At 64.0% G+C, this 19,366-nt stretch carries 18 protein-coding genes; 16 read left to right on the forward strand and 2 right to left on the reverse strand.

Annotation, left to right across the window (positions count from 1 at the left end; all coding sequences use genetic code 11):
* Positions 1-80: 80 nt before the first annotated feature.
* The 3 genes from ubiT to ubiV are packed head-to-tail and all read left to right on the forward strand — an operon-like array spanning position 81 to position 2,505.
* Positions 81-590: a ubiquinone anaerobic biosynthesis accessory factor UbiT gene (ubiT, locus tag DYZ14_RS03025; RefSeq protein WP_154719282.1), complete on the forward strand. Its 510-nt coding sequence runs from the start codon at positions 81-83 to the stop codon at positions 588-590.
* On the forward strand, positions 581-1,558 hold the full coding sequence (ubiU, locus tag DYZ14_RS03030; RefSeq protein WP_154719283.1) for a ubiquinone anaerobic biosynthesis protein UbiU: 978 nt from the start codon (positions 581-583) through the stop codon (positions 1,556-1,558). Before ubiT ends, ubiU begins: the two co-directional genes overlap by 10 nt.
* 2 nt (positions 1,559-1,560) lie before the next feature.
* Positions 1,561-2,505 (forward strand): ubiquinone anaerobic biosynthesis protein UbiV, encoded by a 945-nt coding sequence (gene ubiV, locus DYZ14_RS03035; RefSeq protein ID WP_154719284.1) that lies wholly within the window; start codon positions 1,561-1,563, stop codon positions 2,503-2,505.
* A 48-nt stretch (positions 2,506-2,553) separates the two neighbouring features.
* On the opposite strand, the gene DYZ14_RS03040 is transcribed toward ubiV, so the two are convergent.
* Positions 2,554-4,176, reverse strand: coding sequence for an ABC-F family ATP-binding cassette domain-containing protein (locus tag DYZ14_RS03040; RefSeq protein ID WP_154719285.1), 1,623 nt, complete (start codon positions 4,174-4,176; stop codon positions 2,554-2,556).
* A gap of 309 nt (positions 4,177-4,485) precedes the next feature.
* On the opposite strand from DYZ14_RS03040, the gene DYZ14_RS03045 reads away from it, so the two are divergent.
* The 8 genes from DYZ14_RS03045 to DYZ14_RS03080 all read left to right on the forward strand — a co-directional run bounded on the left by DYZ14_RS03045 (position 4,486) and on the right by DYZ14_RS03080 (position 13,860).
* Positions 4,486-5,526: an ABC transporter substrate-binding protein gene (locus tag DYZ14_RS03045; protein ID WP_154719286.1), complete on the forward strand. Its 1,041-nt coding sequence runs from the start codon at positions 4,486-4,488 to the stop codon at positions 5,524-5,526.
* A 165-nt stretch (positions 5,527-5,691) separates the two neighbouring features.
* Positions 5,692-6,480, forward strand: a complete 789-nt coding sequence (locus DYZ14_RS03050) for an ABC transporter ATP-binding protein (RefSeq protein ID WP_195949797.1) — start codon at positions 5,692-5,694, stop codon at positions 6,478-6,480.
* On the forward strand, positions 6,477-7,298 hold the full coding sequence (locus DYZ14_RS03055) for an ABC transporter permease (RefSeq protein WP_154719287.1): 822 nt from the start codon (positions 6,477-6,479) through the stop codon (positions 7,296-7,298). The genes DYZ14_RS03050 and DYZ14_RS03055 overlap by 4 nt, the downstream gene beginning before the upstream one ends.
* A 127-nt stretch (positions 7,299-7,425) precedes the next feature.
* On the forward strand, positions 7,426-9,249 hold the full coding sequence (locus DYZ14_RS03060; protein WP_445292235.1) for a sensor histidine kinase: 1,824 nt from the start codon (positions 7,426-7,428) through the stop codon (positions 9,247-9,249).
* Entirely contained in the window at positions 9,246-10,601 is a 1,356-nt protein-coding gene (locus DYZ14_RS03065; RefSeq protein WP_154719288.1) for a sigma-54-dependent transcriptional regulator, read from the forward strand. Before DYZ14_RS03060 ends, DYZ14_RS03065 begins: the two co-directional genes overlap by 4 nt.
* A gap of 203 nt (positions 10,602-10,804) precedes the next feature.
* Positions 10,805-11,788 carry a tripartite tricarboxylate transporter substrate-binding protein gene (locus DYZ14_RS03070; protein ID WP_154719289.1) on the forward strand — a complete coding sequence of 328 codons (984 nt, stop codon included), beginning with the start codon at positions 10,805-10,807 and terminating at the stop codon, positions 11,786-11,788.
* Between the two features lie 95 nt (positions 11,789-11,883).
* The gene (locus DYZ14_RS03075; protein WP_154719290.1) at positions 11,884-12,345 is read left to right on the forward strand and encodes a tripartite tricarboxylate transporter TctB family protein; all 462 of its coding nucleotides are present in this window, start codon (positions 11,884-11,886) and stop codon (positions 12,343-12,345) included.
* Between the two features lie 9 nt (positions 12,346-12,354).
* Positions 12,355-13,860 (forward strand): tripartite tricarboxylate transporter permease, encoded by a 1,506-nt coding sequence (locus DYZ14_RS03080; RefSeq protein ID WP_154719291.1) that lies wholly within the window; start codon positions 12,355-12,357, stop codon positions 13,858-13,860.
* A gap of 123 nt (positions 13,861-13,983) precedes the next feature.
* Here the strand turns inward: DYZ14_RS03080 and DYZ14_RS03085 are convergent, their stop codons facing one another.
* Entirely contained in the window at positions 13,984-14,466 is a 483-nt protein-coding gene (locus DYZ14_RS03085) for a hypothetical protein (RefSeq protein ID WP_195949800.1), read from the reverse strand.
* 261 nt (positions 14,467-14,727) lie between these two features.
* Between DYZ14_RS03085 and DYZ14_RS03090 the strand changes: the two genes are divergently transcribed.
* From DYZ14_RS03090 to DYZ14_RS03110, 5 genes are all read left to right on the forward strand, one after another.
* Positions 14,728-14,934: a hypothetical protein gene (locus tag DYZ14_RS03090; RefSeq protein WP_154719293.1), complete on the forward strand. Its 207-nt coding sequence runs from the start codon at positions 14,728-14,730 to the stop codon at positions 14,932-14,934.
* An 85-nt stretch (positions 14,935-15,019) separates the two neighbouring features.
* The gene (locus DYZ14_RS03095) at positions 15,020-15,973 is read left to right on the forward strand and encodes a sugar-binding transcriptional regulator (protein ID WP_154719294.1); all 954 of its coding nucleotides are present in this window, start codon (positions 15,020-15,022) and stop codon (positions 15,971-15,973) included.
* Between the two features lie 154 nt (positions 15,974-16,127).
* Positions 16,128-17,441: an ABC transporter substrate-binding protein gene (locus DYZ14_RS03100; RefSeq protein WP_154719295.1), complete on the forward strand. Its 1,314-nt coding sequence runs from the start codon at positions 16,128-16,130 to the stop codon at positions 17,439-17,441.
* A gap of 216 nt (positions 17,442-17,657) precedes the next feature.
* Positions 17,658-18,530 (forward strand): carbohydrate ABC transporter permease, encoded by an 873-nt coding sequence (locus DYZ14_RS03105; protein ID WP_154719296.1) that lies wholly within the window; start codon positions 17,658-17,660, stop codon positions 18,528-18,530.
* A gap of 2 nt (positions 18,531-18,532) precedes the next feature.
* Positions 18,533-19,363 carry a carbohydrate ABC transporter permease gene (locus DYZ14_RS03110; RefSeq protein WP_154719297.1) on the forward strand — a complete coding sequence of 277 codons (831 nt, stop codon included), beginning with the start codon at positions 18,533-18,535 and terminating at the stop codon, positions 19,361-19,363.
* Positions 19,364-19,366: the final 3 nt, after the last annotated feature.

Below are 19,366 nucleotides of genomic sequence, written 5' to 3' on the forward strand. Positions count from 1 at the left end.
GTCTTTGCGCTGGCTCAAACGCGTGCGTCGAGCGAGCCGTTAGCATGACGCGCACCGCTTTCCGCAAAGGCCTTGAAAATATGGAATTTCCCAGAACGCTCGCCACGCCCCTGAACTATGTCCCCATAGCGGTGATCGAGCGAGCGACGGGCCTGCTGTTCAGCCGCATGATGAAAGAGCATCCCGGCCTGTTCGAACGCCTGGGCGAGCACAAGGCCAAGCGTTTCGCCTTCCTGCCCAGCGACATTCCGCTCGCCTTCGTCGTCGAGCCCGCCCGCCCGTCGATCCGCGTGCTGCGCAAGAACGGTTCGACGCTGACCGCAGATGCGACGGTCGAAGGTCCGCTCTTCATGCTGCTCGCATTGCTGGAAGGCCGCTGCGACGCCGACGCGCTGTTCTTCTCCCGTGACCTCAACGTCACCGGCGACATGGAGGCCATGCTCGCCATGCGCAACGCCCTCGACGACTGCGACATTGACCTGCCGCGCGACCTCTCGACGCTGGCCGGTCCCTTCGCCCCGATCTTCGGACGGATGGCGGAGGGTATTCGTCGCCGTGCCCTTGCAGGGGAGGGATCGGCATGGAACTGATCTGTCCGGCCGGCACCCCCGCCGCCTTCCGCGAGGCCGTCGATGCCGGCGCCGATGCCGTTTATTGCGGCTTCCGCGACGAGACCAACGCCCGCAACTTTCCCGGCCTCAACTTCAGCCGCGACGAGTTGCGCGAGGCGATCGCCTATGCCCGTCGCCACAAGACGCAGACCTTCGTCGCCCTCAACACCTTCATGCGCGCCGGCGACGAAGAAATCTGGTACCGCGCCGCGGCCGATGCCGTGGCCCTTGGCGCCGATGCCCTGATTCTCGCCGATTTCGGCCTGATGGCACATGTGACGGAACGCTATCCCGAACAGCGGCTGCACGTCTCGGTCCAGGCCTCCGCCTCCAATGCCGACGCGATCAATTTCCTCGTCGACGCCTTCAACGCCAAGCGGGTCGTTCTGCCGCGCACGCTGACCATCGCCGACATCGCCCGCATCGCCCCGAAGATCCGCTGCGAGATCGAGGTCTTCGTCTTCGGCGGCCTCTGCGTCATGGCCGAGGGACGCTGCTCGCTCTCTTCTTACGCAACTGGCAAGTCGCCGAACATGAACGGCGTCTGCTCGCCGGCAAGCCATGTCCATTACCGCAAGGAGGGCAATGAGCTCGTCTCCGAGCTTGGCGACTACACCATCAACCGCTTCCCGGCCGGCGAGGCCGCCGGCTATCCGACGCTGTGCAAGGGCCGCTTCGACATCGCCGACGACCAGGCCTACGCTTTCGAGGATCCTGTCTCGCTCGACGTCATGAGCGAGATCGACGCCTTGACCGCCGCCGGCGTCAGCGCGCTGAAGATCGAGGGACGCCAGCGCGGCAAGGCCTACGTCGCCGAAGTCGTCTCGACGTTGAAGAAGGCGCTCTCGGCCAAGCCCGAACAGCGTACTGCGCTTCTCGCCGGCCTGCGCGGCCTGAGCGAAGGGCAGAAGACCACATCGGGCGCCTATGAGAAGCGCTGGAGATGAGCATGACCGATACCGATACCCCTTCCCCCTCGCTTACCATGGGCCCCGTCTACTATCTGTGGGACGGCCCCAAATGGCGCGACTTCCACTTCCGCATCGCCGACGAATCGCCCTTCGACACCGTCGTGATCGGCGAGACCGTGTGCTCCAAGCGCCAGCATTTCATCGAACCGCATCTCGCCGAAGTGACCGAACGGCTTGAGGCCGCCGGCAAGACCGTGGTGTTCTCCACGCTGGCGCTGGTGACGCTGGAGCGGGAAAGCCGGCAGGTGCGCGAACTGGTCGAGGAGAGCGATCACCTGATCGAAGCGAACGACCTTTCGGCGCTCGGGCTGCTGAACGGCAAACCGCACAATGTCGGGCCGCTGGTCAACGTCTACAATGCGGCGACCGCAAGGCTGCTGGCGAGCCGGGGCGCCCAGACCATCTGCCTGCCGCCGGAACTGCCCTTCTCATCGGTGGAAAAGATCGTCGGCGACAGCCCCGGCATCGATTTCGAGGTTTTTGCCTTCGGCCGCATGCCCCTCGCCATATCGGCGCGTTGCGCCCATGCCCGCTCGAAGGGCAAGATCAAGGACAACTGCCTGTTCGTCTGCGGTGAGGAGCCGAACGGTCTGCCGGTCAAAACGCTCGACCGTCAGTCCTTCCTGGCCCTCAATGGCGTTCAGACGGTGTCCCATACCTGCCAGGCACTTCTTGGCGAACTGGCAGATCTGGCTGCTTGCGGCGTCTCGGCGATCCGGCTGTCGCCGCAGGACTGCGACATGGTCGCGGTCGCCGACCTCTATCGCGCCGTGCTCGACGGTTCGCTGGAGGCCGAAGAGGCGATCGACCGGCTGCGGGACATCTATCCTGCAGCGCCTCTGTCCAACGGTTTCCACCACGCCCGCGAGGGCGCGGCCTGGGTGGCACGCGCCCGCGACGTCGCCAGCGGCGCCATGGCCTGACGATCCACCTGGCCGATCAAGCGGATCGGCCAGGCTTCCCCTGGATTTTCAGCTCCGCAGACCCGGTGCCTCGTGGCCGGTCCGCGCCACATATTCGGTGTAGCCGCCGCCATACTGAAACGCGCCTTCCGGCGTCAGCTCCAGCACCCGATTGGAAAGCTCCGCGAGGAAGTGGCGGTCGTGGCTGACGAACAGCATCGTGCCCTCATACTGCGACAGAGCCTTGATCAGCATTTCCTTTGTGTCGAGATCGAGATGGTTGGTCGGTTCGTCGAGCACCAGCAGATTCGGCGGGTCGAACAGCATGATCGCCATCACCAGGCGCGCCTTCTCGCCGCCGGAAAGCACGCGGCAGCGCTTTTCGATATCGTCGCCGGAAAAGCCGAAACAGCCGGCAAGGGCACGCAGCGGCGCCTGCCCTGCCCGCGGAAATGTGCTTTCCAGCGTTTCGAATATGGTCATCTCGCCATCGAGAATGTCCATCGCATGCTGGGCAAAATAACCCATCTTGACGCTGGCACCGACGCTCACCGTACCCTCGTCAGGCGTGGAATCGCCGGCCACCAATTTCAGCAGGGTCGATTTTCCGGCGCCGTTGACGCCCATGATGCACCAGCGTTCCTTGCGCCGGACCATGAAATCGAAGCCCTCGTAGATGACCCGCTGGCCGTACTTCTTGTGCACGTTCTTCAGGTTGACCACGTCTTCGCCCGAGCGCGGTGCCGGCTGGAATTCGAAGGCGACGACCTGGCGGCGCTTTGGCGGCTCGACGCGGTCGATCTTTTCCAGCTTCTTCACCCGGCTCTGCACCTGCGAGGCATGGCTGGCACGCGCCTTGAATCGCTCGATGAACTTGATTTCCTTGGCCAGCATCGCCTGCTGCCGCTCGAACTGCGCCTGCTGCTGCTTTTCGTTCTGCGCCCGCTGCTGCTCGTAGAACTCGTAATTGCCGGAATAGGTGTTGAGCGAGCCGGCATCGATCTCGATGATCTTGTTGACGATGCGGTTCATGAACTCGCGGTCGTGCGAGGTCATCAGAAGCGCGCCTTCATATCCTTTGAGGAACTGCTCGAGCCAGATCAGGCTTTCGAGGTCGAGATGGTTCGACGGTTCGTCGAGCAGCATGACATCGGGACGCATGAGCAGGATGCGGGCCAGCGCGACGCGCATTTTCCAGCCGCCCGACAGCTTGCCGACGTCGCCATCCATCATCTCCTGACTGAAGCTCAAGCCCGCCAGCACTTCGCGGGCGCGACCCTCCAGCGCATAGCCGTCTAGCTCCTCGTAGCGCGCCTGCACCTCGCCATAGCGTTCGATGATCTGATCCATCTCGTCGAGCCGGTCCGGATCGACCATGGCGGCCTCGAGTTCGCGCAATTCGGCGGCGACCACGCTGACCGGGCCTGCCCCGTCCATTACCTCGGCCACCGCGCTGCGGCCGGACATCTCGCCGACATCCTGGTTGAAGTAACCGATCGTCATGCCCTTCTCGACCGAGATCTGGCCTTCGTCGGGCTGCTCCTCACCGGTGATCATGCGGAAGACCGTGGTCTTTCCCGCCCCGTTCGGACCGACCAGGCCGATCTTTTCGCCCTTGTTGAGCGCGGCGGAGCTCTCGATGAACAGAATGCGGTGGCTGAGCTGCTTGCTGATGTTTTCGATACGAATCATGACCGGACGTGGAGCTGGAGAAGAATTTCCGCGCCTTATGTCACGGCTCGTGCGGTCTGTCGAAATCTTATCGCAGTGCAGCGGCCGATCCGGGGGTCTTGGTCCGCGCTATCTTCGCGCAAGCTCATGCTCGACCGGGCCAAGGGCGCCGGCCGCGCAGCGTGCCACCAAAAACAGCAAGCACCACGTCATTTGCACATCATTTAATCAACATAAAGTATTGCACTCTTTATGTGCATTATTCACTTGCACAAAGGCCGAACTTTGGCTTCAATCGCCGCAACAAACCAACAGAGGGAAATTCTGACCATGCTTTCGAGACGACTGTTTTCCAGTCTGGCCGCAACCACAGCCCTTGCCTTCACGCTCGGCCTCTCCATGCCGGCCGCCCCGGCACATGCGGAAACGCCGATCAAGTTCACGCTCGACTGGAAATTCGAAGGCCCGGCCGCCGGCTTCCTGCTGGCGCTCGACAAGGGCTACTTCAAGGCCGAAGGCCTCGACGTCACGATCGACAGCGGCAATGGCTCCGTCGAAGCGATCCCGCGCGTGGCCACCGGCGCCTACCAGATGGGCTTTGGCGACATCAACTCGGTGATCAAGTTCCTCGACGAAGACGCCTCGCAGAAGGTCAAGGCCGTCTACATGGTCTATGAACGCCCGACCTTCGCCGTCGTCGGCCGCAAGGCCCTCGGCATCACCGAAGATCCGAAGTCGCTCGAAGGCAAGAAGCTCGGCGCCCCGCCGCCGGACGGCGCCTTTGCGCAGTGGAAGGCCTTCAAGCAGGTGGCCGGCATCGACGACAGCAAGATCGCGATCGAATCGATCGGCTTCCCGGTCCGCGAACCCATGCTCGCCAAGGGCGACGTCGACGCGGTCTTCGGCTTCGCCTTCTCGGTCATCCTCAACCTGAAGGCGCAAGGGGTACCGGCCGACGACATCGCCACCATCCTGATGGCCGAACACGGCCTGAACCTTTACGGCAACTCCGTCCTGGTCAATACCGACTTCGCCGAGGCCAATCCGGATGCCGTCAAGGGCTTCCTGAGAGCGCTCGCCAAGGGCTTTGCCGATGCCGTTTCCAATCCGGAAGAAGGCGTCGCCGCAGTATTGAAGCGCAACGAGACGCTGAATTCCGACATCGAGCTGGAACGCCTCGGCATGGCCAATGCGATGAACATCAAGACCCCTTACGTCGTCGAAAACGGCATGGGCGGCGTCGACATGGCCCGCCTCTCCGCCTCGATCGAAACGCTCAAGCTCTCCATGGGCCTCAAGGGCAATGTCACGGCCGAGCGCGTATTCGACGCAAGCTATCTGCCGGCCAAGGAAGAGCGGATGCTGCCCTGACCATGTCCCCTTCTCTCCAACGGGGAGAAGGTGGTCCGAAGGACCGGATGAGGGGGGCGAAGCCAGGAAAGCTGGCGACCTGCATCCCCCTCATCGCCTCGCATACGCTCGGCACTTCTCCCCGCTAGGGAGAAGAGGTCGACGCCGCCCAACACGGAGACCCCATTGTCCCACCTCGTTTCCATCGACAATGTCGACATGCGCTATGGCGGCGCGGAGGGCACGCTCGCCGTGTCCGGCCTGACCCTGCGCGTCGACAAGGGCGAATTCGCCGCCGTCGTCGGCCCTTCCGGCTGTGGAAAGTCGACGCTCATGAAACTGGTGACGGGGCTGCATATTCCCCAGGCAGGCGACGTAATCGTTGCGGGTCGACAGGTAACCGAACCCGTATCGATCGTCGGCATGGCCTTCCAGAACCCGACCATGCTGCCCTGGCGCACGACGCTGGAGAACATTCTCCTGCCGCTCGAAATTGTCGAGAGGCACCGGCACCGGCTGCGCGCGCACAAGAAGGAATACATCGAGAAAGCCGAAAACCTGCTGGAGATCGTCGGCCTCAAGGGGTTCGGATCGAAATTCCCCTGGCAGTTGTCTGGCGGCATGCAGCAGCGTGCCAATCTCTGCCGCGCGCTGATCCACGAACCGGAACTGCTGATGCTGGACGAACCCTTCGGCGCGCTCGACGCCTTCACCCGCGAGGAACTGTGGTGCGTCATCCGCGACCTGCATGCAGCCCAGGGCGTCACCATCATCCTCGTCACCCATGACCTGCGCGAGGCGACCTTTCTCGCCGACAAGATCTTCGTCATGAGCAGCCGCCCCGGCCGCGTACTCGCCGAACACAAGGTACCCTTTGCCCGCCCGCGAGATCTTGAGCTGATGTACGAGACACCGTTCAACGACATGGTCCACGCCCTGCACGGCGAGATCGCCAATGCGCGGGTGGCCGCATGAGCACGATCGTGGAGAAGCCAGCCATGGCAGCGCCTGTCCGCACACCGCTGATCGCCCGCGTCAACTGGGTGCGCGCCGCTCCCTGGCTCTATACGCTCGCCCTTTTTGCCGCCTGGGAATTGCTGGTTCTCGGCCTCGACATGCCGCCGACCATCCTGCCCTCGCCGACCCGCGTCTTCGAGGCGATCGTGCAATACTGGTCGCCGATCTGGAAGAACTCGCTGCAGACGCTCTACACGACGACGCTCGGCTTCATCATCGCCGTCGTCGCCGGCCTAGGCATTGGCCTCTTTATCGGCTGGTCGAAGACCATCTATGCCGGCCTCTATCCGCTGATGATCGGCTTCAACGCCATCCCCAAGGTGGCGCTCGTCCCCATCCTCGTCATCTGGTTCGGCATCGGCACGGTGCCGGCGGTGCTCACCGCCTTCCTCATTTCCTTCTTCCCGATTGTCGTCAACGTGGCGACCGGGCTTGCCACCATCGAGCCGGAGACGGAGGACGTCCTGAGGGCGCTTGGCGCGAAGAAGATGGACATCATGCTGAAGGTCGGCATCCCGCGCTCCATGCCCTATTTCTTCGGCTCGCTGAAGATCGCCATCACGCTTGCCTTCGTCGGTTCCGTGGTGTCCGAAACGGTCGCCTCGAATTACGGCCTCGGCAACATGATGAGCTCGGCCCAGAGCCAGTTCAACGTGCCGCTGGTCTTTGCCGGCCTGCTCATGCTCGCCGTCGAGGGCATCGCCATGTATGCGCTAATGGCCTGGCTCGAGCGGCGCATGACGGGTTGGGCGCACCGCTCGACCATGGCCAATTGAGGCAAGCGGCCGCCGCTTCGAAACAGTTTCGCACAGATCGCCTCTAGGAAACGGCGGTCCGGCTCTCTAGACTTGCTCCCCGCGGCCGCTTCGGCCGGGAGGAGCGGAGGAGGAGGCCGTTGTCTTCGTGAAACTGCGACATGCGCTGGTCTTTGTCATTCTGCCGGTTTTCATCGGGCTTGCCGCCCTCCAGGGCGGTGCCGTTGCCACGCGCGCCTATATGGACGAGGCCTCCCTCCAGGCCAGTTCGGCGTTGCGTCTTGCCGTTTCGGCTCTGGGTGGCCACCTGAGCCGTTACGAACCGCTCCCCGCGCTGATCGCCGATCACGACGACATCAAGGCGCTGCTTCGCGCGCCCTCCGACCCGGCCCTGAGAGAGACAGCGAACACCTATCTCCAGCAAATCAACACGCTGCTGCGGTCCTCCGACATCTATGTCATGACCATGGACGGCGAGACGATCTCCGCCAGCAATTACGACGGACCGGCCAGCTTCGTCGGCCAGAACTTCAGCTACCGCCCCTATTTCCAGGATGCCGCCAGAGGGCTCCAGTCGCGCTTCTACGCGCTCGGCACCACCTCGCTGAAACGAGGCTACTATTTCGCCTCGCCCGTCAGCGTCGATGGCGCCATCCGCGGCGTGATCGTCTTCAAGGTGGACATCGATTCGATCGAGACATCGTGGAAGGGCGGCGAGTACAAGATCTTCGTCGCCGATCCGGAAGGCATCATCTTCATGACCGGCAGCCCGGAATGGCTCTATAATGGCATCCTGCCGCTCGACGCCGCGAGGCTCGCCCGCACCCAGGCCTCGCGCCGCTATGCCGACGCGCCGCTCAAGGAATTGCCGCTCAAGCGGAAGACCGAGGACGGACATAGCCTGATGACGGTCACGGACGACGCCGCCGCGCGCGAATATCTCGTGCTGTCGCACTACATGCCCGAGGCCGACTGGACGGTGAACGTGCTGATGGACACAGCATCGGTGCGCGGCCAGGCGCGCACCGTCGTCATCGCCCTCATCCTTTTCGTCTGCCTCGCCGGACTGGCCCTCGCCATCCTCCTGCAGCGGCGGGCCCGCACTGCCGAACGTCTGCGCCTGGAGGAGCGGGCCCGCAACGAACTCGAGCACCGCGTCGCCGAACGCACCGCCGACCTCGCCCGCGTCAATGAGCAGATCGAACTGGAAATCGCCGAGCGGCGCCTGACCGAACAGGAATTGCGCAAGACCCAGGCCGATCTCATCCAGGCCGGCAAGCTCGCCGGCCTCGGCCAGATGTCGGCCGCCCTGTCGCACGAATTCAACCAGCCGCTGGCCGCCGCCAAGACCTATGCCGACAGTGCCGCGCTGCTGATCGACCGCGGCCGGACGGAGGAGGCGCGCGACAACCTCTCGCGCATTTCCGGCCTCGTCGACCGCATGGCCTCGATCAGTCGGCACCTGCGGAATTTTGCCCGCAAGCCGAACGAGAAGCTCGGGCCGATAGGGCTGGATGCAGTGGTCGACGACACGCTGGAAATCGTCGCAGCGCGGCTGAAGGCGGCCGACGCCACGCTCGACGTCGATCTCGGCAGGCATCCGCCGGCTGTCGTCGCCGGTCCGGTGCGCCTGCAGCAGGTCCTGGTCAACATCATCACCAATGCCGCCGACGCGGTAGAGGGCCAGAGGAATAGAACGATCGAGCTCAAGGCGCGCCGCAAGGGTGGCAGGGTCTTGTTGACGGTGCGCGACCATGGCCCCGGCGTGCCGGCATCCATCGCCGAACGCATCTTCGACCCCTTCTTCACCACCAAGGGGGTCGGCAAGGGGCTCGGGCTTGGCCTGTCGATCTCCTACAACATCGTCAAGGATTTTGGCGGCAGCCTTTCCGTCACCAATCATGCCGATGGGGGCGCGGTGTTTCGCATCGAGCTCGACGCCGCAGAGAAGATGAAAGACGCAGCGGAATGAGCGGCCGGCGCATCCTTCTGATCGATGACGAGGAGGACATGCGCCGCTCCTCGGCCCAGGCGCTCGAACTCTTCGACCTGGAGGTGACGACCTTTTCGACGGCCGAGCCGGTGCTTGAGCTGATCGGCTACGGCTTCGACGGCGTCGTGGTCAGCGACATCCGCATGCCCGGCATGGACGGCATGACGCTCTTGCAGCGCATCCGGGAAGTGGACGCGGAAATCCCGGTGATTCTGGTGACCGGCCACGCCGATGTGCAGCTTGCCGTCAGCGCCATGCGCGCCGGCGTCTACGACTTCCTCGAAAAACCCTTCACCGCTCAGCATCTCGCCGGCATCATTCGCCGGGCGCTCGACCGGCGCGGTCTGGTCCTGGAGAACCGCCGTCTGCGCGCCGTCGCCGGCAAGCGCGACGACATCGAAACCCGCCTGCCCGGCCGCACCCAGGTCATGGTCGACCTGCGCTACCGGCTGCGGGCGATCGGCGCCACGGATGCAGACACCCTGATCATCGGCGACACCGGGGTCGGCAAGGAAGTGGTGGCGCGCGCCCTGCATGATGTGAGCGCCCGCGCCAACCGGCCGCTGATCGCCATCAACTGCGCGGCCCTGCCGGAAAACCTGATCGAGAGCGAATTGTTCGGCCACGAGGCGGGGGCATTTCCGGGCGCGCTTCGCCCGCGCTATGGCAAGTTCGAACATGCCCGCGGCGGCACGATCCTGCTCGACGAGATCGGCTCCATGCCCTTCGACCTGCAGGCAAAGTTTCTGCGCGTGCTGCAGGAGCGCGTCATTACCCGGCTCGGCTCGAACGAACTCGTGCCGCTCGACGTACGCTTCATCGCCACCAGCAAGGCGGACCTCGAGGCCGAGGTCGCCGCGGGGCGCTTCCGCGCCGACCTGTTCTATCGCCTGAATGTCGCAACCATCCATGTGCCGGCCCTGGCGGACAGGCTCGCCGACATCCCGATCCTGTTTCTCCAGCTCGTGCGCGAGGCAGCCGCCCGCTACATGCGCGACGACATCGAGGTCTCGCCCGATCTTCTGGCCGAAATCGCCGCCCGGTCCTGGCCCGGCAATGTCCGGGAGCTGCGCAACGCCGCCGACCGCCTGGTCCTCGGACTTGATCCCGTTCCTGACGAGAGCCAGCCGATCGTCAGCCGCCAGCGGCTCTCCGACAAGGTCGGCGCCTACGAGCGCGGCCTGATCGCCAGTGCGATTTCCGCCCATGGCGGCAATCTGCGGCGGGTCTATGAGCAGCTCGGCATTTCCCGCAAGACGCTCTACGAAAAGATGCAGAAATACGGCCTCGAACGAAAGCCGGGCACCGATCCAGACCCATTCGACAACTGAGCAAGAAATGGGTGGATTTCCACCCATTGCCCAGCCCATTTGTTCCCGAACCTACCCATGCTGCGTTGCATGAACCCTCAAAATCCACTGTTCGCTGCTCCACCCGACTTGCGAGCCACCTCCTTCGCCGCGCTGATGGCGCATCCAGGACCGACGCGGAAGGAGCCGCATCGGCCTGGCGTGTTTCATCCGGGAGGAATTCGATGAAAACCCTGAAAACCGTGCTCGGCCTCACGGCTGCCATTGCCGTCACCCTGTCTTCCGCTGCCGCCTTCGCAGCCGGCTATCCCGAGCGCACCATCACCATGGTCGTGCCCTTCGCCGCCGGCGGCCCGACCGACACCGTGGCCCGCCTCGTCGCCGAATCCATGTCGAAGGATCTCGGCCAGCAGATCGTCGTCGAAAATGTCGGCGGCGCCGGCGGAACGCTCGGTGCCGGTCGCGTCGCCGCGGCAGAGCCGGACGGCTACACCGTCCTTCTGCACCATATCGGCATGGCGACCAGCGCCACACTCTATCGCAAGCTCGCCTATGACACGCTGAACGCCTTTGAATATGTCGGCCTCGTCACCGACGTGCCGATGACGATCGTCGCCCGCAAGGACCTCGAGCCGACCGACCTCAAGGGCCTGATCGACTACATGAAGGCCAACAAGGACACCGTCACCGTGGCCAATGCCGGCATCGGCGCCGCCTCGCATCTCTGCGGTATGCTGTTGATGAGCGCGATCGACACGCCCCTCGTCACCGTCCCCTACAAGGGCACCGGCCCGGCCATGACCGACCTGCTCGGCGGCCAGGTCGACATCATGTGCGACCAGACCACCAATACGACGAAGCAGATCCAGGGCGGCACGATCAAGGCCTATGCCGTGACCTCGCCCGCCCGTCTCGACGTGCTCAAGGACGTGCCGACCGCGGTCGAAGGCGGCCTTGCCGACTTCCAGGTCGGCATCTGGCACGGCGTCTATGCGCCGAAGGGCACGCCGTCGGAGGCCGTCGAACGCCTGTCGAAGTCGCTTCAGGTCGCCCTCAAGGACGAAAACGTCGTCGCACGCTTCGCCGAACTCGGCACCGCGCCTTCGCCGGAAGCGGATGCCACTCCGGCAGCGCTCAAGGCCAAGCTCGAAGGTGAGATCGCCCGCTGGAAGCCGGTGATCGAGGCCGCCGGCCAGTTCGCCGACTGACCGCCCACCTGTAAGGACGCCGCCCGCGACCTTGCGGGCGGCATTCGCGCGCTCGGCGCGACACCGCGGCCGTGATGGCCACCATGGGGGACACCATGAAATCAATGAAATTCGACCGGACGGACGCGCTGTGTGGCGCCCTGTTCATCGCGCTCGGCGGCTTCTTCGCCTATCAAAGCCTTGGTCTCGATCTTGGCACGGCGTTCCGCATGGGACCCGGCTTCTTCCCACTCGTCCTCGCCGCCATCCTGATCCTGCTCGGGGCTGTCATCCTGATCCAGTCCGGCAAGGTCGAAGGCGAGCCGCTCGGACCGATCGCGCTCCGGGGCATCCTTCTCATACTGCCGGCACCGATCTTCTTCGGCCTGACCGTCAGGGGGCTCGGTTTCGTACCATCGCTGTTCTTCGCCGCTCTGATCGCCGCCTTCGCCTCGCATCGCATGGGGCCGCTCATGGCGGTGCTGCTGGCAGCCGCCATCACGGTCTTCTCCGTGCTCGTCTTCAGCTATGCGCTCGGGCTGCCCTTCGAGCGGTTCGGACCCTGGGTCCGGTTCTAGGAGCGCGGCATGGATTTTCTCAGCAATCTCGCCCTCGGCTTCTCCACCGCGGCCTCGCCGGAAAACCTGTTCTTCTGCCTGATCGGCGTGCTGCTCGGCACCCTGATCGGCGTCCTGCCCGGCATCGGCGCCACCGCCACCATCGCCATGCTGTTGCCGATCACCTTCCAGCTGGAGCCGGTCTCCTCGCTGATCATGCTCGCCGGCATCTATTACGGTGCCCAGTATGGCGGCTCCACCACGGCAATCCTGATCAACATGCCGGGCGAATCCTCGTCTGCCGTCACCGCCATCGACGGCTACCAGATGGCCCGCAAGGGCCGCGCCGGAGCGGCCTTGTCGATCGCCGCACTGGGCTCGTTCTTCGCCGGCTCGGTCTCGACCTTCCTGGTCGCCATCCTCGCCATCCCGCTCACCGCCGTGGCGCTCAAGTTCGGCGCCGCCGAATATTTCTCGCTGATGGTCGTCGGCCTCGTCTCCTCGATCGCGCTCGCCCACGGCTCGATCGTCAAGGCGCTCGCGATGGTCTCCCTCGGCCTGCTGCTCGGGCTCGTCGGCACCGACATCTATTCCGGCACGCCGCGCTTCACCCTTGGCATCCGCGAATATGCCGACGGCCTGAACTTCGTCGCGGTCGCCGTCGGCGTCTTCGGCATCGCCGAGATCCTGCGCAACCTGGAAGGGGAAAAGACCCGCACCGTGCTGATGTCGAAGGTAACCAACCTCTGGCCGACGCGCGACGACTTCCGCCGCATGGTGGCGCCCGTGCTGCGCGGCACGGCGATCGGCTCGGCGCTCGGCATCCTGCCGGGCGGCGGCGCCATTCTCGCGGCCTTCGCCTCCTACACCGTCGAAAAGCGCATTTCCAAGCATCCGGAGGAATTCGGACAAGGCGCGATCGAAGGCGTGGCCGGTCCGGAATCGGCAAACAATGCCGGCGCCCAGACCTCCTTCATCCCGCTCCTGACGCTTGGCATCCCGGCCAATCCGGTCATGGCGCTGATGGTCGGCGCGATGATCATCCAGGGCATCGTTCCCGGACCGAACGTCGCATCCGAACAACCGGCGCTGTTCTGGGGCATCATCGCCTCGATGTGGATCGGCAACCTGATGCTGGTGATCCTCAACCTGCCGCTGATCGGGCTGTGGGTGAAGCTGCTGACCATTCCCTATTACGTGCTCTTCCCGATCATCATGGCCTTCTGCTCGATCGGGGTCTACAGCGTCAATTCCAACGTCTACGACCTCTATGCCGTCGCCGGCTTCGGCCTGCTCGGCTATGTCCTGGTCAAGCTGCGCTGCGAGCCGGCGCCGCTGCTGCTCGGTTTCGTGCTCGGCCCGCTTCTGGAAGAGAACCTGCGCCGCGCCATGATCCTGTCGCGCGGCGACCCGATGACCTTCGTCACCCGGCCGATCAGCGCCGTTCTCCTGCTTCTCGCGCTGGCCGTCCTCGTCATCGTCTTCCTGCCCTCGGTCAAGGCCAAGCGCGAAGAGGTCTTCCAGGAAGAGGACTGAGGCCGGACAACCGCGCCTGAAGGCGGCGTGAAGAAACGAAGGCCCGCGACAGGCATCTGCCGCGGGCCTTTGCCATTTTTCCAAAGAGGCATCATCAAGCCCCTGAATTGGAATCCGACGAGATCAGTTCCACTGCTGGCTGCGCCATTCCCACGGGGTCACCTTGCCGTCCTTGTCGCCATCGGCAGCATTGAAATGGGCCTTGGCGCCGGCGATGAACTCGGCCTGGGACACCGTGTCGTTCTTGTCGAGATCCATCTCGCCGAAACGCTCGGTCTTCTCCTTCTCGCGCGCGGCCTGGCGGGTCTTGTTCCAGCCGTCCTGCGGCCCCATGCGGACCAGCATATATTCTTCCATGGTCAGTTCGGCATTGTCGTCGGCGTCCATCGCGGCGAAGACTTCCTCGGCGGCCGAAGCCGCCTCCTCCGCGGAGACCACACCATTGTCATCGGCATCGATGATCGGAAAGCGGCCACGCCCGGGCATATTGCCCATCATCATGTTGCCACGTCCCCAGCCGGGTCCCGAACCATAACCGAATTGCTGCGCCTCGGCCACGCCGGCGAGCAGCATCACCGTGACCATCGCGCTCACCGTGGATTTCATTGTTCGTCTCATTGGGTATCTCCCTTACATGTGTGAAAGAGGAAACGAAGTCTCGCTGTGGCGCCAGATGCCACAGGCGCAGACTAGCCCCTTTTCAGTAATATAGGAATATCACTATCCAATGACGGGACAGCCGCAGAAAAGGGCACAAGTCCGGACCGGCCCCCATGCGATCTCCCTTCATTTTTGCCGCGGAGCGACTGTCACAGCGACCCGCAATCGCTATAAGCGGCACAACGGAAATCTATGGAGAGACCAGTGATGGAAACGACGGAAATTGGCAGTCGGGCGGAATTTGCGCTGTGGGCGATCCAGCGGGCGCAGGAGATCGTCACGATCGAGGGCGCAACCTTCGCGCTCGCCGCGCGCGACATGGACGAGGAGGCGCTCGCCTCGAGCGCCGCCGGACTCGGCAAGGCCATAGCCGACGCCATGCTGGAAGTATTCGACGGCCTGCTGGCAGAGTAAATCCGGTCACGGACCAGCGCGAGCGATTTGACAGCCTTGCCAAAACTTGGCAGCACTGCTCTTTGAAAGGGTGGTGCCGATCCGCATGGCAAGACGAGGCGAAGCACAGACAAGGCTGGACGATGCGGCGCGAGCCGGCTGGCTCTATTATGTTGCCGGCCGCACCCAGGACGAGATCGCCGCCGCCATGAGCATTTCGCGCCAGAGTGCCCAGCGCCTGGTCTCGCTCGCCGTCGCCGAGAAGCTGATCAAGGTCCGTCTCGACCATCCGATCGCGGCCTGCATGGAACTGGCCGAGGCGGTAAAAGCGAAGTTCGGCCTCAGACAGGTCGAGATCGTGCCCACCGATCCGGGTTCGGACTCGGCATCCGTCGGCGTCGCCGAAGCCGGGGCCGCCGAACTGGAGCGCTGGCTGAAGCAGCCGGATCCGCTGATCATCGGCATGGGAACCGGACGGACGCTGCGCGCCATGGTCGACCAATTGCCGCCGATGGAATGCCCGCAGCACAGAATCGTCTCGTTGACGGGCAATATCAGCCCGGACGGGTCCGCCGCCTACTTCAACGTCATCTTCTCCATGGCCGACGCGGTGAAGGCGCCGCATTTCCCGATGCCGCTTCCCGTCATCGTCTCGTCCCGCGACGAACGCGACCTGCTGCACCGGCAGCCGCTCGTCGCGCCGACGATCGAGCTTGGCCGGCGCTCCGATGTGACCTTTGTCGGGATCGGCGAGATGGGAAGCAGCGCACCGCTTCTGGTCGACGGGTTCCTGCGCCAGGACGAGATGGCCGAACTTCTCGATGCCGGCGCAGCCGGCGAAGTCTGCGGCTGGGTCTTCGGCGCGGACGGCAAACTGCTCGACCATCCGGTCAACGAGCGCGTGGCGAGCATCCCCATACCCTCGCGCGAGACTTCGATCGTCATCGGCCTGGCCCGCGGCCGGCGCAAACGCGATGCGATCCGCGCCGCCACGATCGGCGGCTACATCAACGGGCTGATCACCGACGAGGATGCCGCCCGCCATCTGCTGGCCGGCTGAGCAGACCTCCACATTTATTTTTCATCGCCGAGACAATGCCTTGGGCTTCGCCTTCGGCACCGCAGCATGGATTCTGCATTGACAATGCCTTGCCTAAAAGTGAGTAATTGCCCATGAGCAAAGCAAATGCTCATTTTTCTTCTGGGAGGAAGATATGACATTGAAGACGATTTTGCTGGGCGCCTGCTCGGCACTGGCCCTTACCGGCATGGCTTCGGCCGAAACCCTCACCATCGCGACCGTCAACAACGGCGACATGATCCGCATGCAGAAGCTGACGGATGATTTCACCGCAAAGAACCCCGGCATCGACCTCGAATGGGTAACCCTCGAGGAAAACGTGCTGCGCCAGAAGGTGACGACCGACATCGCCACCAAGGGCGGCCAGTTCGACGTTCTCACCATCGGCACCTATGAAGTGCCGATCTGGGCCAAGCAGGGCTGGCTTCTGCCGCTCGACAATCTTGGCGCCGACTATGACGTCGACGACCTCCTGCCCGCGATCCGCTCCGGCCTGACCGGCGAGGACGGCAAGCTCTACGCCGCACCCTTCTACGGCGAGAGCTCGATGGTCATGTATCGCAAGGACCTGATGGAAAAGGCCGGGCTCACCATGCCCGACGCCCCCACCTGGGACTTCGTCGCCGACGCTGCCCGCAAGATGACGGACAAGGACAACGAGATCTATGGCATCTGCCTGCGCGGCAAGGCCGGCTGGGGCGAGAACATGGCCTTCCTGACCGCGACCGCCAACGCCTTCGGCGCGCGCTGGTTCGACGAGAACTGGAAGCCGCAGTTCGACCAGCCGGAATGGAAGACGGCGCTCGAATTCTATGTCAACCTGATGAAGGATGCCGGCCCTCCGGGTGCCTCCTCGAACGGCTTCAACGAGAACCTGGCGCTCTTCCAGACCGGCAAGTGCGGCATGTGGATCGATGCCACCGTCGCCGCCTCCTTCGTCACCAATCCGAAGGACTCGACCGTCGCCGACAAGGTCGGCTTCGCACTCGCTCCCGACACGGGGCTCGGCAAGCGCGGCAATTGGCTGTGGGCCTGGAACCTGGCCATTCCGGCCGGCACCCAGAAGGCCGAAGCGGCCGAGAAGTTCGTCGCCTGGGCAACCGGCAAGGACTATCTGAAGATGGTCGCCGACAAGGAAGGCTGGGCCAACGTACCGCCGGGCACCCGCACCTCGCTCTACGAGAACCCGGAATACCAGAAGGCGGCGCCGTTTGCGAAGATGACGCTCGACTCCATCAATGCGGCGGACCCGAAGAGCCCGACCGTCAAGCCGGTTCCCTATGTCGGGGTCCAGTTCGTGGCCATTCCGGAATTCCAGGGCATCGGCACCGCGGTCGGCCAGCAGTTCTCGGCCGCTCTCGCCGGACAGGTCAGCATCGACCAGGCGCTCGACAACGCCCAGAAGCTGACGGAACGGGAAATGATGAAGGCCGGCTACATCAAGTAAGCTCCCCGACGAAGAGCGGGGAGACCTCTCCTCCCCGCTCCGACTGGAGCAAGGCCGGCTGGCCGCATGGCCGGGCCGACTGGGCTCCCCCTTTATCGAAGCCTCCTGGCATCGGTCGTATGACCGGGACCGGGAGGCCGGAGGGCCGCATAGGCGCCCTTGCGCAACTGGCGCGGCACTCAATCAACCTGCACATGGCGAAAAGGCGCTGACCCCATGGCGACGACACACACCCATTCCGCGGCGCGCCTGATGATGGCGCCCTCCGTGATCCTGCTCCTGGCATGGATGATCGTGCCGCTGGCGATGACGGTCTACTTCTCCTTCCTGCGCTACAACCTTTTGATGCCCGGCACGGAAGAGTTCGCCGGCTTCATGAACTACCGCTATTTCCTCACCGATCCCGCCTTCTTCGATGCCCTTGCCAATACGCTGCTCCTCGTCGGCGGGGTCCTGGCGATCACCGTCATCGGCGGTATCGCCTTGGCACTTCTCCTAGACCAGCCGATGTTCGGCCAGGGCATCGTGCGCATCCTGGTGATCGCGCCTTTCTTCATCATGCCGACCGTCTCGGCGCTGGTGTGGAAAAACATGCTGATGAACCCGGTGAACGGCCTGTTTGCCTGGATCGCCAAGTCGCTTGGCCTCCAGCCGCTCGACTGGCTGGCGGCGGCCCCGCTCACCTCGATCATCATCATCGTCGCCTGGCAATGGCTGCCGTTTGCCACGCTCATTCTTCTGACCGCGCTGCAATCGCTCGACGAGGAACAGAAGGAAGCCGCCGAAATGGACGGCGCAGGTCCGCTGTCGAAGCTCGCCTACATCATCCTGCCGCACATGGCCCGCGCCATCACGGTGGTCATCCTGATCGAGACCATCTTCCTGCTGTCGGTCTTCGCCGAGATCCTGGTCACCACCAATGGTGGTCCCGGCACGCAGAGCACAAACATCACCTATCTCGTCTATGCCCAGGCCCTGCTGCAGTTCGACGTGGGCGGCGCTTCGGCCGGCGGCATCGTCGCCGTGGTGCTCGCCAACATCGTCGCCTTTTTCCTCATCCGCCTGATCGGCAAGAACCTGGAGAGCTGACCATGGCCCGCGCCATTCCCGTTCGCCGCAAGATCCTGTGGACCGCGCTCGCCTGGACGATCGGCATCCTGATCTTCTTCCCGATCCTCTGGACCTTCCTGACGAGCTTCAAGACCGAGGCGGAGGCGATCGCCTCGCCGCCGTCCTTCCTGTTCTTCGAGTGGACGACCGAGAACTATGCCGAGGTGCAGGAGCGGTCGAACTATTTCCGCCACTTCATGAACTCGGTGGTGATCTCCCTCGGCTCGACGCTGGCCGGCCTCGTCATCGCCGTTCCGGCGGCCTGGTCCATGGCCTTTTCGCCCACCCGGCGGACCAAGGACATCCTGATGTGGATGCTGTCCACCAAGATGCTGCCGCCGGTCGGCGTTCTGGTGCCCCTCTACATCTTGTTCCGCGACGGCGGCCTGCTCGACACCCGCACCGGCCTGGTGATCGTGCTGACCCTCATCAACCTGCCGATCATCGTCTGGATGCTCTACACCTATTTCAAGGAAATCCCCGGCGAGATCCTCGAGGCCGCCCGCATGGATGGCGCCTCGCTGATGAAGGAGATCGTCTACGTCCTGACCCCGATGGCCATTCCCGGCATCGCCTCGACGCTCCTTCTCAACGTCATCCTGTCCTGGAACGAAGCCTTCTGGACCCTCAACCTGACGGCCTCCAAGGCAGCGCCACTGACCGCCTTCATCGCCTCATACTCGAGCCCCGAGGGTCTCTTCTACGCCAAGCTGTCGGCCGCCTCGACCATGGCCATCGCGCCGATCGTGATCCTCGGCTGGTTCAGCCAGAAACAACTCGTCCGCGGCCTGACCTTCGGCGCCGTCAAATAGGAA

The sequence above is a fragment of the Ciceribacter sp. T2.26MG-112.2 genome (genome assembly GCF_900492205.1).
Taxonomy (GTDB): Bacteria; Pseudomonadota; Alphaproteobacteria; order Rhizobiales; family Rhizobiaceae; genus Allorhizobium; species Allorhizobium naphthalenivorans_A.